Source organism: Kitasatospora sp. NPDC056327, assembly GCF_042261735.1.
In the GTDB taxonomy this organism is placed as follows: domain Bacteria; phylum Actinomycetota; class Actinomycetes; order Streptomycetales; family Streptomycetaceae; genus Kitasatospora.
The window spans coordinates 1-12,873 of record NZ_JBHJRC010000239.1; the positions used below are offsets into that span (position 1 = coordinate 1).

Below are 12,873 nucleotides of genomic sequence, written 5' to 3' on the forward strand. Positions count from 1 at the left end.
ATACGCGAGTGGGCCCCCCGTCTCACCCCCGGGCGGGGGGGCGGGCGGCGCCCCGCCCCGCGGCCCCCGATCCCGAGCAGCACGCAGGAGAACCCCATGAGCGACACGCTCTACCAGGTCGTCCGCAACGACGAGGAACAGCACGCACTGTGGCCCGCCGGAGCCGCCCTCCCCGCCGGCTGGGCCGCCGAGGGCTTCGTCGGCACCGAGCAGGAGTGCACGGCCCACGTCGACGCGGTGTGGCCCGACATCCGCCCGCTGAGCATGCGGGACCGGCTCGGCGCCCGCTGAGCGGCGTGCCCCGGCCGCCCTCCGCGGCCGGGGCAGGGCCGGCTCCCCCTCGGATTCCGTGTCGGCTCCCCGCGTCAGCTCTCCCAGTCCACGGACACGACCGCGCCGTGCCGGGTCGCCCTGACGGCGAGTACCTGGTCGCTGAGCCCGGGTTCGAACACGTAGTCCAGGACGACCGCCGGCGGCCGGGACGGGCCGCCCGGCCACAGGCCGACGCCGTGCAGACGCAGCGCCGCGACGAAGGCGTCCACCGGGACGTCCGCCCCCGCCGCCTCCCGGACGAGACGGCCGACGGCCGCGCTGTCCGCGAGTTCCTCGACGTGGAAGTCGATGAAGTGACGGTCCCCGCCCAGGTACGCCCGCAGGGCCGCCCGCGCCGCCGCGTCGAGGGCGGGAAGCGCGGCGAGGCGCGCCGCGAGGTCGTCGAGTTCCCCGGAGTCCGGCGCGCCGGCCCCGGAGGCCCACAGCAGGACGTCGACCTCCTCGGCCCCGAGCGGGGCGGTGCCCTGCCAGAGGGTGTCCGCGTCGCCGGCCGCGCCGGCCTCCAGACGCCCGAAACGGTCGTGCTCGACGGTCTTCATGCGGGACACCCCGCCCTTCCTGTCGTACCGGACCGGTGGGGCCGCTCGGCCCCGTCGTGCCCGTGACTCTCCCACACGCCACCGACAGCCGGTCCCGGGCGGCGGTGCCCGGTCAGCGGCGGACCCGGTGGCGCAGGTGGAGCACCCGGTTGCCCTGGAGCACGGTGTCGGGGTCCTCCAGCAGGTGCTGTGCCCGGACCGTCCCGAAGAAGCGCTTGCCCGAGCCGAACACCACGGGGACGACGTCCATCCGCACTTCGTCGACCAGCCCCGCGGCCAGCAGTTGGCCGCCGACGTCGCCGGCGGAAACCTCGACGACGCGGTCACCCGCGAGTTCCTGCGCCCTGGCGACGGCCGCCTCGATGCCGTCGACGAAGTGGAACGGCGCCCCGGGGTCCCAGCCCTCCGGCGCCGGCCGGTGCGTCACCACGACCACGTGGTCGATCCCGCCGGGAGGCGTCCCGTCCCAGCCGTCGGTCAGGTCGAAGACGTGGCGGCCGACGACGGTCACGCCGATGCTGTCCCAGTACGGCCGGGTGTGGTCGTAGGACGTCTGCGAGACCGTCAGCGCGCCGCTCCCGTCCAGTGGGACGTCGCCCTCCGTCAGCCAGTCGAACAGCGGTCCGGGCTGGTCCTTCTCGTCCGCGATGAAGCCGTCCACCGATACCGATCCGTACATGACCACAGTGCCCACGGGGCTCTCCTCTGCTCTGGTGTGCCCCAAAAGTAGCGGGTCGCGGGCCGTCGTCCGCACCGCTTCCGGCGGGGGCTCGGCCCGGTCCGCGAAGGCCGCACCCCGACCTGCGGGGAGCCGGTTCCGCCGCTCCGGGTGCCCGGTCCGGGCCTTCCGGGCGGGAGCCGCGCGGGGGACACGGGCGCGCTCCGGACCCCGGCTCCCGGGCCCTGTTCCGCTGGTGCGGGCGGACGGTGGGCACGCACCAGCGGCAGGGCGACCGGGGCCGGGGCCGGGAGGGGGCGCCGGTGGGGCTGCTGCGATGATTCGGATCATGACGGTCGACTGGAACAGGGACGGTGTGGCTTTCCGGCGTGCGGCCGGTGAGCACACGCACGAGGTGCTGGGGGTGCTGGACGAGGCCGCGGCCTGGCTCGGCGGGAAGGGCGTCCGGCAGTGGCCGGCGCGCTTCGGCGCGCACTGGGTGGAGGGCGCGATAGCCCGGGGCGAGACCTGGCTGGTGGACGTCGACGGGGAGCCCGTGGGCACGTTCACCCTGGACTGGGCCGACCCGATGTGGGCGGAGCTCGGTGGCACCGCCGGGTACGTCCACCGGCTCGCGGTGCGGCGCCGGGTGCCGGGGCTCGGCGCCGTGATCCTGGACCGGGCCCGTGAGACGGCCCGGGAGCGGGGCGTGGACGCGCTGCGCCTGGACTGCGTGCGGCACAACGAGCGGCTGCGGGCGTACTACGAGGGCCGGGGGTTCGTGCACCGGGGCGACGTGCCGGTGGACGGCCCGCCGGGGGAGCGGCCGCAGGACGCCCGTCCGCAGGTCTGGCTCAGCCGTTACGAACTGGCGCTGCCGCCCGGAGCGTGATCCCGGACGCGCGGAGCGTCGGACGGTGTGCCGGCCGCAGAGGAACGGGGTGGCACGGGCGACTCTGTTTCCGCGCGCCACGTCACCGGTACGTGCTTGATACACGACCGCGCGGCGGCGGAAGCCGAACCACGATCGGCCCGAAGCACCCGTCCCGGAGTCTGTTGGCACACCCCGGGTGGCCGTCCGCGCCACCGGGCTCCGTGTCCCTCTGCTCCGGGAGGCAGCTGCCGTGTCCGCCGTGACGAAACCTGAAGTCGACGACCCCCGCACCGTGCCGGGCCCTCGCCGGGAGTCCCGCCGCAGGGTGCTGTGGCTGGTGGCCGCGGTGCTGGTCGCGGGCGCCGGCGGCGGCATCGCGGCGGGCCTGCCCGACGGGCCCGCGGCCGGTGGCGCCGGGAAAGGAGCCGTCCGTGGCGAGGGCTCCCCGTCGCTGCCGGCTCCTGCGCCCCTCGTGGGTCTCGACCTGCCGTGGCCGGAGGAGGGGCAGTCGGCGGTCGCCGTGACGAAGGTCGGCGTCGTGGGGGTGAACGGGCCGCAGCAGCCGGTGCCGATCGCGAGCGTCACCAAGGTGATGACGGCGTACGTCGTTCTGCGGGACCACCCGCTCCAGGACGGCCAGGACGGCCCGACGATCACGGTGGACGCACGGGCGGCGGCCGAGTCGGCGTCGACGAGCGAGTCGACGGCCCCCGTGGTCGAGGGCCAGCGGCTCACCCAGCGCAAGCTGCTGGAGGTGATGCTCCTCCCGTCCGCGAACAACGTGGCCCGGCTGCTGGCCCGTTGGGACGCCGGCAGCGAGGAGGCGTTCGTGACGCGGATGAACGCGGAGGCGGCCAGGCTGGGGATGACCGCGACGACCTACACGGGCGCCAGCGGGATCGAACCCACGACCGTGTCCACGGCCGCCGACCAGGTGGTGCTGGCCCGCGAGGCGATGAAGGAGCCGGCGCTGCGCGCCACGGTGGCCCTGCGCAGCACCATGCTGCCGGGCCGCGCGGAGCCGTTGCGCAACACCAACACGCTGCTCGACCGGCCCGGGGTGGTGGGGCTGAAGACCGGGTCGAGCACCCCGGCGGGCGGCAACCTGATGTGGGCCCTGGAGGTGCCGGACGGCGGGGCCGGCACGGGGCGCCGGCTCGTCCTCGGCGTGGTGCTGGGCCAGCGCGCCGGTACGACGCCCACCGAGGGCATGCGGGCGGCGCTGGAGAACAGCGGGCGGCTCGTCGACGCGCTGGGGCAGAAGCTGCCGCCCGTCCTGCCGGCCCTCGACGGCGGCCGCCGGGAGTGGGCGTGAACGCGGGTACGGGCACGGACACGGTCCCACCGGTGCTCTCGCCGGTACCCCCGTCGGAGTCCGGGCCGGGGGCGGACGGAACGGGGCACGACGGCCCCGCGGGCACCTCCGCAGCCGCCCCGCCGGCCCGTCGCGCTCCCGGCGGCCTCCTCCACCCGCTCCGCCGCCTCCTCCGCACCTCCCCGGGCCCCGGCCCGCGCCGCGCGGCCGGAGCCGGAGCACGGGCGGGCCGCGGCGCGGGGCGGCGCGGGCGGTTCGGGCCGCGCGGGTGGCCGATCGCCGTGGCCGCGCCGCTCCTCGCCCTGCCCATGGCCCTGGGCTCCGCCCTGCCGAACACCGTCGGCAACCTCGCCAGTCTCTGGCAGACGGTGCTGCCCTGGTCGGGGCTGGGCGTCGTCCTGCTGCTGTGCTGCGCGGCGGTGCGCCGGTCGGTCCTGGCGGCGGTCGCCGTGCTGGTCCCCGCCCTGGTCTGGACCGTCCTGTTCGGCCCCGCCCTCCTCGACAAGCGCTCCGGCGGCGGGGACTTCACGGTGGTGAGCCACAACGTGAACGAGGAGAACCCCGATCCGGCCCGCACGGCCCGCGCGCTGGCGGCCTCGGGCGCCGACGTCCTGGCGGTCGAGGAGCTGGGGAGGCGGGCGCAGGAGACCTTCCGGCGGGAACTGGCGGCGGCCTACCCCTACTCCGAGGTACGGGGAGGGGTCGGGGTGTGGAGCAGGTACCCGGTCGAGGACGTGGAGCCGGTGGAGATCATGCCCTGGACCAGGGCGCTGCGCGCCACCGTGCGGACGCCGAAGGGGCCGGTGGCGCTCTACGCGGTGCACCTCGCCTCCGTCCGGGTGAACCCGGCCACCGGCTTCGCCACCGACCGCCGCAACGAGGCGGCGGCCAGGCTCGCCGAGGCGCTCCGGGCGGAGCGGCTCGCGCGGATCGTGGTCCTGGGGGACTTCAACGGTTCGACCGACGACTCCGCGCTGCGCGGGCTCACGGGACCGCTGCGTTCGGCGCAGCGGGAGGCAGGCGACGGCTTCGGCTTCACCTGGCCCGCGGCGTTCCCGGTGGTGCGGATCGACCAGATCCTGGTGGCCGGCATCACACCGCGTGCGGCCTGGACGCTGCCCGACACCGGGAGCGACCACCTGCCGGTCGCGGCGTCCCTGCGGCTCTGACCGGTCCGCGCGGCCGACCGGCGCCCGCCCTGCCGCCCCGGACCCCGGCCCCGGCACAGCGCCGTCGCCCGTACGGCTACGATCGATCACCCGCGGGCCCGGACGGAGTGCGGCTCCCCGGGCGAACACATCGGAGAACCCTTGCCCGCCATTCGTGTGCCCGACCCGGTCGGCGTCCTGCTCGTCGAGGACGACGCGGTCATCCGCCGCTCGGTCCAGCTGGCCCTGCAACGCTACGGCTACCGGGTCGACGTCACCGGGGACGGTCTCGACGGCCTGGAGGCCTTCCGGGCCGGGGCGCACGACGTGCTGATCCTGGACGTGATGCTCCCGGGCCTCGACGGCATCGGCCTGTGCCGACGGGTCCGCGAGGAGAGCCTGACCCCGATCCTGATGATGTCCGCCCGCGGCGACGCCCTCGACGTCGTCGCCGGACTGGAGGCCGGCGCCGACGACTACGTCGTCAAGCCGGTGGACATCCCCGTACTCGTCGCCCGCATTCGCTCCCTGCTGCGCCGCGCCACCTTCCACCGGCCCCCGGCCCCGGAGCCCGCGCGGCCGGAAGGGGCTCCGCCGGCGCCGTCGTCCCCGTCGTTCTCCGAGACCCCGCCGGCCCCGCTCTCCCCGTCCGACCTCCTCGTCTTCGGCGGACTGACCGTCGACCTGCGCGGCCTGGAGGTGCGCCTGGACGGGCGGCCGGTCCCGCTGACGCCCACCGAACTGCGCCTGCTGCTGGCCTTCGCCGAGAACCCCGGCGCGGTCCTGGACCGCCGCCGCCTGCTGCGCGACGTCTGGGACTACGGCTGGGAGGGCGACACCCGGGTCGTCGACCTGTGCGTGGTGCGGCTGCGCAAGAAGATCGGTGCGGACCGGATCGAGACCGTCCGGGGCTTCGGCTACAAGCTCGTGCGGGGCTGAGCGGATGGCCACGCGACGGTTCTACCCGCGTTCCCTGCGCTGGAAGGCCGCGGCCCTGGTCGCGCTGGCCTGCTGCGCGGTCGCCGCCGTGATCGGGGTGCTCGTCCACCGGGCGGCGGACCGGAGCGGTGAGCGGGCCGGCCGCGAACTGACGGCCGCGCAGGTGGCCGCGGCGCAGAAGGAGTACTCGCTGACGGGCGTCCGTCCGGCCTTCGCGGACCTGCGGACCACGGCCGACCTGCCGGCGCCGCTGGCGCACGGCGTCGCCGACCTGCGGACGCCCTCCTCGTTCGCGCTCTGGTACGACGTCAAGGAACCGAACTGGTACTGGCTCTGGGCGGCGGCACCGGTCGGTGACGACCAGGTGATCGTCGTGCGGACCGACATGAGCGCCCAGGTGCGCAGTCTCCAGCTGCTGGACCGCAGCATGGTCAAGGCGGCGCTCGCCGCGCTCCTGGTCGTCGTGCCCGCGGCCGCGCTCGTGGCGGAGCGGATGAACCGGCGGCTGCGCCACGGCTCCCGCACCGCCCGGCGGATCGCGGACGGGGACCTCGACGCCCGGATCGGCCGGCGGGGCCGGGCCCGCGACGAGATCACCGACATCTCGGCCGCGGTGGACGCGATGGCGGCCGCGCTGCAGGCACGGCTGGCCGCGGAGAAACGCTTCACCGCCGACGTCGCCCACGAGCTGCGCACCCCGTTGATGGGCCTGGTCACGGCGGCCGGCCTGCTCCCGGAGGACGACGAGGCGGCGGGCCTGGTCCGCACACAGGTGCTCGCGCTGCGGGTCCTGGTCGAGGACCTGCTGGAGGTCTCGCGCCTGGACGCCGGGGCCGAGCGGGCCCGGGTCGACGAGGTGCCCCTCGGCGAGCTCGTCGCCCATGCGGCCGGGCAGGCCGGCGGCGGCACCCGGCTGCGGCTGGAGGCTCCCGCCGTCGTCCCGACCGACCCGCGCCGGGTGGAGCGCATCGTCACCAACCTCGTCGCCAACGCCCACCGGCACGGCGCGCCGCCCGTCGAGGTCACCGTCACCGGCGCCCGGATCACGGTGCGCGACCACGGCCCCGGCTTCCCGGACGACCTCCTCGCCGAGGGGCCGCAGCGCTTCCGCACCGGCGCCGCCGAACGCGGCCGGGGCCACGGCCTGGGCCTCACCATCGCCGTCGGCCACGCCGCGGTGCTCGGCGCCGGCCTGACCTTCACGAACGCCCCGGACGGCGGTGCCCTCGCCACCCTCGACCTCGCCACCGCCGACCCGGCCGGCCCCGCCGACCCGCCGGCCCCGGACCACCCCGCCGCCGTCTGACGCGCCCCGGAGCCCGGCCCGCCCGGCCGACGGGAGCAGAGCGGTGCCACCGGGACCGTCACCCGATCGGCCACGACCGGTTTCGCCGTGCAGGCACCGCCGGGATGCTCGGGGCATGGCACTGCACGAGGTGAGCGACCCGGACGAGCGGGACGAGTCGACGGACGTCTTCGCGAACGTCCTGAGCCGGGAGGTCCTGCCGAAGTACCGGATGCCGGAGGACCACAGCCCGCCCGAGGTCGTGTACGCGGCGCTGCACAACGAACTGCTGCTCGACGGGAACGCCGCCCAGAACCTCGCGACGTTCTGCACGACCTGGTCGGACGACGAGGTGCACCGGCTGATGAACGAGTGCCTCGACAAGAACATGATCGACAAGGACGAGTACCCGCAGACCGCGGAGATCGAGCAGCGCTGCGTCCACATCCTGGCGGACCTGTGGAACGCGCCCTCGGCCGGGGCGCAGGACTCCCGCTCGATCGGCTGCTCGACCACCGGCTCGTCGGAGGCCGCGATGCTGGGCGGCCTGGCCCTGAAGTGGCGCTGGCGCAAGGCGCGGCAGGCCGCCGGCCTGAGCACCGGGAAGCCCAACATCGTGGCGGGCCCGGTCCAGATCTGCTGGGAGAAGTTCGCCCGCTACTTCGACGTGGAGCTGCGCCAGGTCCCGCTGGAACCGGGCGCCACCGGCCTGCGGGCGCACCAGCTCGCCGACCACGTCGACGAGAACACGATCGGCGTCGTCGCGATCCTCGGCGTGACGTTCACCTGCGACTTCGAACCGGTCGCCGAGATCGCCGCCGAACTGGACCGGATCCAGGCCGAGAAGGGCTGGGACATCCCCGTCCACGTGGACGCGGCCAGCGGCGGGTTCGTCGCCCCCTTCCTCCAGCCCGACCTGGTGTGGGACTTCCGGCTGGAGCGGGTCTCCTCGATCAACGCCTCGGGCCACAAGTACGGCATGGCACCGCTGGGAGTCGGCTGGGTGCTGTGGCGCGACTCCTCGCTGCTGCCCGAGGAACTGGTCTTCCGGGTCGACTACCTCGGCGGGGACCTGCCGACCTTCGCCCTCAACTTCTCCCGCCCCGGCGGGGAGATCATCGCCCAGTACTACCTGTTCCTGCGGCTGGGGCGCGGCGGCTACCGGCGCGTCTACGAGGCGTGCGCGGACAGCGCCCGGTTCCTGGCCGCGCAGATCGACGCGATGGGCCCGTTCGAGCTGCTCTACGACGGCCAGGGCGCGCTCCCCGCGGTCTCCTACACGCTCAAGGACCCCGCCACGGCCGGCTTCAGCCTCTACGACCTCTCCGGCCAACTGCGCATGCGCGGGTGGCAGGTCCCCGCCTACCCGCTGCCCGCCGACCGCCAGGACACGGTGATCCAGCGGATCCTGATCCGGCACGGCATCGGCACGGACGAGGTGGCGCTGCTCGCCGCCGACATCCGGCGCAGCCTGCACCGCCTCACCGGCGGAACCCCGGCCGACTCCCGGCGCAAGGGCTTCCACCACTGATGGCCGCCCCGCCCGGCGGCGCGGACACCGGTCCCGTGGACCTCGACGCGGCGCTCGAACACGTCATGGCCGAGGTCGGCCCGCACATCGGCGAGGGCGAGGTCGCGGACTACATCCCCGACCTCGGACGGGTCGACCCGCGCCGGTTCGCCATCGCGGTGGCCACGGTCGACGGCCGGCTGCACACGGCCGGCGACGCGGACGTGCCCTTCGCGATCGAGAGCATCTCCAAGCTGTTCGCCCTCGGACTCGTCCTCGGCGCCGGCGACGGCTCGCTGTGGCAGCGCGTCCACCGCGAGCCCTCCGGCGAACCCTTCAACTCCCTCGTCCAGCTGGAACACGAGAACGGCATCCCGCGCAATCCGTTCATCAACCCCGGCGCGATCGTCGTCACCGACGAGCTGCAGAGCCTCACCGGCGACGCCTACGCCGCCGTCAGGGCCCTGCTGCGCTCCGAGACCGGAGACCCGCTGCTCCACCTGGACGGGGTGACCGAGAGCTCGGAGGCCCGCACCGGCAACCGCAACCGCGCGCTGGCCTACCTGATGGCCGACTTCGGCAACCTGCGCAACCCGGTGCCCGAGGTGCTCGACCACTACTTCCGCCAGTGTTCCGTCATGATCAGCTGCGCCCAGCTCGCCAAGGCCGGCCTGCTCCAGGCCCGCCACGGCCTCAAGGCCGACGGCACCCGTGCCTACAGCCGCGACGACGCCCGCCGCATCAACGCGATCACGCTGACCTGCGGCACCTACGACGAGGCCGGCGAGTTCGCCTACCGGATCGGACTTCCGGTCAAGTCCGGGGTCGGCGGCGGCCTGCTCGCGATCGTCCCCGACCGCTGCGCCGTCGCCACCTGGAGCCCGGGGCTGGACGCCAAGGGCAACTCGGTCACCGGGGCGCTCGCCCTGGAGAGCTTCCTCGCCGTCACCGGCCTCGCCCTGCTCTGAACCGCTTCCCCTTAACGTCACCGACCGTCCCGAAGGAGAGCCGACATGGGCGACAGCCCCACCGGTTCGGCCGCCCCGGCAACCGGGCGCAGGGCCGCCCCCACCGCCGACATGGCGGTGTCGACCCTCGGCCTGATGACCGCCGCGGCCATCGTCACCAGCCTGCGCGGCCTGCCGATGATGGCCAAGGAGGAACTGACGATGTTCGCCTACATCGCCTTCTCCACCTTCCTCTTCCTCGTCCCCGCCGGACTGGTCGCCGCCGAGCTCGGCGGTGCCTTCGGCCGCCGCGCCGGCGGTCTGTACGTGTGGGTCGGCGAGGCCTTCGGGCGGCCGGTCGGCTTCGCCACGATCTTCCTGGCCTGGGTCCAGAACATCATCTGGTACCCCACCGGCCTCACCTTCGCCGCCACCGCCGCCGCCTACACGGTCGGCAAGGGCGACGCCGCGAACAACCATGTCTACATCGGCTGCTTCATCATCGTCGCGTTCTGGACGTGCACCGCCGTCGCCCTGATCAGCAACCACTTCGCCGGCAAGGTCACCAAGTACGGCTTCGTGGCCGGCACGGTGGTTCCCGGCCTCGTCCTGATCGCCCTGTTCCTGGCCTGGGTGATCTCCGGTCACAGCCCCGGCTGGGACCACGCCACCGCGCCGGCCGTCACCGTCGAGAGCCACGGGCACGACCACCCGCGCTGGTTCCCCTACATCTCCGGCCTCTCCGGGCTGTCCTTCCTGGCCGGCATCCTGCTCAACTTCGCCGGCGTGGAGTCCCAGGGACCGCACGCCATGGAACTGAAGGACCCCAAGCGCGGCTACCCCGCGGCCATCGCCGTCGCGGCCACCGTCGCCTTCGGGATCTTCACCCTCGGGGCCCTCGCCGTCGCCGGGATCCTGCCCTACCAGGGCATCGACATCACCACCGGCGTCTTCGACGCCCTGCAGCGCTCGCTGAGCACGCTGCTTGACGTCGGCTGGCCGGTCTACGTCCTGGCCGGCCTCATCTGCTACGGCGCCCTCGCCGGCGTGCTGGCCTGGATCACCGGCCCCAGCCGAGGCCTGCTCGCCACCGCCCGGGACGGCCTGCTGCCGCCGTTCATGCAGAAGACCAACAAGCGGGGCGTGCAGCGCAACATCCTCTTCGTGCAGGGCATCGTCGTGTCGGCGTTCGCCTGCCTCTACCTGGCGATGGACAACGTGGAGACCGTGTTCTTCCTGATCTCGGCCATGGCCGTCAGTCTCTACCTCATCGTCTACATGCTGATGTACGCCGCCGCGATCCGGCTGCGCCGCACCCAGCCGTCCCTGCCCCGTGCCTTCCGCGTCCCCGGTGGCGACCTCGGCATGTGGGCCGTGGCCGGCACCGGCTTCGCCGCCGTCGCGTTCGCGTTCGTCCTGGCCTTCGTCCCGCCCGCGCAGCTCACCGTCGGCAGCCCGGCCCTCTACGTCACCATGGTCGTCCTCGGTGCCGTCATCGTCCCGGCCATCCCCTTCGTCCTCGAACGCTTCAAGAAGCCCGGCTGGCAGCCCTCCGGCGGGACGGACGGCACCGACACCACCACCACCCGGTAGCGCCCGCCCGTCGGTGTCCGACCGCTCGCCCGTCGGTCCTCCCCGGTACGGTGTCCGCGGGCGGCTGCCGGGGCACCGGCCCGCGGCGGCAGGGACGACGGGCCGCGACGGCCCCGGGGCGCGCGTCACGCACGGGTCCGGCCCGGGGCTCCGGCCCCGACCGACCGGACGGCACCGCGGACCGGCCGTCGGGCCAGGAACGGAAGGACGGTCGGGGTGGGCCTGGAGATCGAGAGCCGGCCGTCGGAACTGCCGTACATCGAACGGGTCTGGCGCAGCCGGAGCGACGGCGTGGGCCGGATGACGTCGGTCGCCGCCCCGCACTGGGAGCTCGTGTTCTGGGAGCACCGGGGGGAGGTCCGGGCGGCCGTCCTGGGCCCGGAGCCCGTGGCCTGCCCGGCACCCGTCCCCGAGGACGCGACGTTCTTCGGCATCAGTTTCGCCCTGGGCACCTCGATGCCGCACCTACCGATCGGCCCGCTGGTCGGGGCCGTCGCGGAGATCCCCGACGTGACACGGCGCTCCGTCCGGCTGAAGGGCTCCGCGTGGCACCCGCCCGACTACGACAACGCGGAGGCGTTCGTGCGGCGCATGGTGCGCGAGGGCATCGTGGACCGGGACCCGCTCGTGCCCGCGGTGCTCGACGGCGCCGCTCCCGGTGTCTCCGAGCGCACGCTGCAGCGCCGTTTCCTCGCGGCGACGGGCCTCACCCGGGGCGCCGTGCGGCAGATCCACCGCGCTCGTGAGGCTGCGGTGCTGCTCCAGGAGGGTGTGCCGGTGCAGGAGGTGGTGCACCGGGTGGGCTACTACGACCAGCCGCACCTGGCCCGTTCCCTGACCCGGTACATCGGCCGGACCGCCACCCGGCTGAGCGCTCCGGACGGTGCGGAGCCGCTGTCGCTTCTGTACAAGCCCTCGACACCGGAGACGGCATAGGTTCCTGTCCTGACCGGCGGGGCCGTCCCACCGGTCGCAGGACCGTTCCGGCCCGCCGGCAGGCCCGGACGGACGGTCCCGAACCCGTCACGGAGGAATCATGCGCAAGGTCGTTTCGAGCCCGTTCATCTCGCTCGACGGTGTCGTCCAGTCGCCGAACGAGTGGCAGTTCGCGTTCGACGAGGAGATGGCCGAGGCGCTGGGGCAGGCGCTGGAGACGGCCGACACCATCCTGCTGGGCCGGGTGACCTTCACCGAATGGGCCGGGTACTGGCCGACGGTGACCGGTGGCGAGGACGCCGGCTTCGCCAAGTGGATCAACGAGACGCCCAAGTACGTCTTCTCCTCCACGCTGGACGACGTCGACGACTGGGCGAACAGCACCCTCGTCGAGGGCGACCTGGCAACGGCGATCGGCGAGCTCAAGGCGGGCGAGGGCAAGGACATCACCGTCGCCGGCAGCCCGACGCTGGTGCGCTCGCTGCTGGAGCAGGACCTGCTGGACGAGCTGGTGCTGCTGATCCACCCGGTGGTGGCCGGCGAGGGCCGCAGGAAGCTGTTCGCCGACGACAGCGCCCTCAAGAAGCTGGAGCTGGTCGGCGCCCGCCCGACCAGCAGCGGAGTGATCATCGCCACCTACCGTCCGGTGCGCTGATCCACCCGGCGCGGGGGCCCCCGCCCCGGCCGGGGGGCGCCCCCCCGCGGCCCCCCCCCCCGCGGGGGGGTTTGAAAAAAAGAAGCGGGCGCCGGGCGTAATATTGTTGGTGGAGGTGGGGGGGGGGGGCGTGAAAATGGG

At 74.3% G+C, this 12,873-nt stretch carries 13 protein-coding genes; 11 read left to right on the plus strand and 2 right to left on the minus strand.

Annotation, left to right across the window (positions count from 1 at the left end; translation table 11 throughout):
- Window positions 1–96 precede the first annotated feature (96 nt).
- A complete protein-coding gene (locus ACFCX4_RS27465; RefSeq protein ID WP_376147738.1) occupies window positions 97–291 on the plus strand; it encodes an MbtH family protein in 195 nt (64 codons plus the stop codon).
- A gap of 74 nt (window positions 292–365) precedes the next feature.
- Here ACFCX4_RS27465 and ACFCX4_RS27470 read toward each other — a convergent pair whose 3' ends face one another.
- Both ACFCX4_RS27470 and ACFCX4_RS27475 read right to left on the minus strand, forming a co-directional pair.
- Window positions 366–881 carry a DUF2004 domain-containing protein gene (locus ACFCX4_RS27470; RefSeq protein WP_376147741.1) on the minus strand — a complete coding sequence of 172 codons (516 nt, stop codon included), beginning with the start codon at window positions 879–881 and terminating at the stop codon, window positions 366–368.
- A gap of 103 nt (window positions 882–984) precedes the next feature.
- A complete protein-coding gene (locus tag ACFCX4_RS27475) occupies window positions 985–1,566 on the minus strand; it encodes a dihydrofolate reductase family protein (RefSeq protein ID WP_376147744.1) in 582 nt (193 codons plus the stop codon).
- Window positions 1,567–1,879: 313 nt separating this feature from the next.
- On the opposite strand from ACFCX4_RS27475, the gene ACFCX4_RS27480 reads away from it, so the two are divergent.
- The 10 genes from ACFCX4_RS27480 to ACFCX4_RS27525 all read left to right on the plus strand — a co-directional run bounded on the left by ACFCX4_RS27480 (window position 1,880) and on the right by ACFCX4_RS27525 (window position 12,732).
- Window positions 1,880–2,422, plus strand: coding sequence for a GNAT family N-acetyltransferase (locus ACFCX4_RS27480; protein ID WP_376147747.1), 543 nt, complete (start codon window positions 1,880–1,882; stop codon window positions 2,420–2,422).
- Window positions 2,423–2,663: 241 nt separating this feature from the next.
- Window positions 2,664–3,719 (plus strand): D-alanyl-D-alanine carboxypeptidase family protein, encoded by a 1,056-nt coding sequence (locus ACFCX4_RS27485; RefSeq protein ID WP_376147750.1) that lies wholly within the window; start codon window positions 2,664–2,666, stop codon window positions 3,717–3,719.
- A 308-nt stretch (window positions 3,720–4,027) separates the two neighbouring features.
- Complete coding sequence (locus tag ACFCX4_RS27490) at window positions 4,028–4,888, plus strand: endonuclease/exonuclease/phosphatase family protein (RefSeq protein WP_376147774.1); 861 nt, start codon at window positions 4,028–4,030, stop codon at window positions 4,886–4,888.
- 141 nt (window positions 4,889–5,029) lie between these two features.
- Window positions 5,030–5,806: a two-component system response regulator CseB gene (gene cseB / locus ACFCX4_RS27495; RefSeq protein ID WP_376147753.1), complete on the plus strand. Its 777-nt coding sequence runs from the start codon at window positions 5,030–5,032 to the stop codon at window positions 5,804–5,806.
- A 4-nt stretch (window positions 5,807–5,810) separates the two neighbouring features.
- Entirely contained in the window at window positions 5,811–7,112 is a 1,302-nt protein-coding gene (locus ACFCX4_RS27500; protein ID WP_376147756.1) for a sensor histidine kinase, read from the plus strand.
- A 115-nt stretch (window positions 7,113–7,227) separates the two neighbouring features.
- Window positions 7,228–8,622, plus strand: a complete 1,395-nt coding sequence (locus ACFCX4_RS27505; protein ID WP_376147759.1) for a glutamate decarboxylase — start codon at window positions 7,228–7,230, stop codon at window positions 8,620–8,622.
- Entirely contained in the window at window positions 8,622–9,569 is a 948-nt protein-coding gene (locus tag ACFCX4_RS27510; RefSeq protein ID WP_376147762.1) for a glutaminase, read from the plus strand. The genes ACFCX4_RS27505 and ACFCX4_RS27510 overlap by 1 nt, the downstream gene beginning before the upstream one ends.
- A 45-nt stretch (window positions 9,570–9,614) precedes the next feature.
- Entirely contained in the window at window positions 9,615–11,141 is a 1,527-nt protein-coding gene (locus tag ACFCX4_RS27515; RefSeq protein WP_376147765.1) for an amino acid permease, read from the plus strand.
- Between the two features lie 216 nt (window positions 11,142–11,357).
- Window positions 11,358–12,077, plus strand: coding sequence for a helix-turn-helix domain-containing protein (locus tag ACFCX4_RS27520; protein WP_376147768.1), 720 nt, complete (start codon window positions 11,358–11,360; stop codon window positions 12,075–12,077).
- 100 nt (window positions 12,078–12,177) lie between these two features.
- The gene (locus tag ACFCX4_RS27525) at window positions 12,178–12,732 is read left to right on the plus strand and encodes a dihydrofolate reductase family protein (protein WP_376147771.1); all 555 of its coding nucleotides are present in this window, start codon (window positions 12,178–12,180) and stop codon (window positions 12,730–12,732) included.
- The last annotated feature ends 141 nt before the right edge of the window (window positions 12,733–12,873 follow it).

Bases quoted from the DNA above. Each gene is read 5' to 3' on its own strand.
- ACFCX4_RS27505 (WP_376147759.1), top strand. From the start codon at position 7,228: ATGGCACTGCACGAGGTGAGCGACCCGGACGAGCGGGACGAGTCGACG.
- ACFCX4_RS27515 (WP_376147765.1), top strand. From the start codon at position 9,615: ATGGGCGACAGCCCCACCGGTTCGGCCGCCCCGGCAACCGGGCGCAGG.
- ACFCX4_RS27465 (WP_376147738.1), top strand. From the start codon at position 97: ATGAGCGACACGCTCTACCAGGTCGTCCGCAACGACGAGGAACAGCAC.
- ACFCX4_RS27480 (WP_376147747.1), top strand. From the start codon at position 1,880: ATGACGGTCGACTGGAACAGGGACGGTGTGGCTTTCCGGCGTGCGGCC.
- ACFCX4_RS27510 (WP_376147762.1), top strand. From the start codon at position 8,622: ATGGCCGCCCCGCCCGGCGGCGCGGACACCGGTCCCGTGGACCTCGAC.
- ACFCX4_RS27500 (WP_376147756.1), top strand. From the start codon at position 5,811: ATGGCCACGCGACGGTTCTACCCGCGTTCCCTGCGCTGGAAGGCCGCG.
- ACFCX4_RS27525 (WP_376147771.1), top strand. From the start codon at position 12,178: ATGCGCAAGGTCGTTTCGAGCCCGTTCATCTCGCTCGACGGTGTCGTC.
- ACFCX4_RS27490 (WP_376147774.1), top strand. From the start codon at position 4,028: ATGGCCCTGGGCTCCGCCCTGCCGAACACCGTCGGCAACCTCGCCAGT.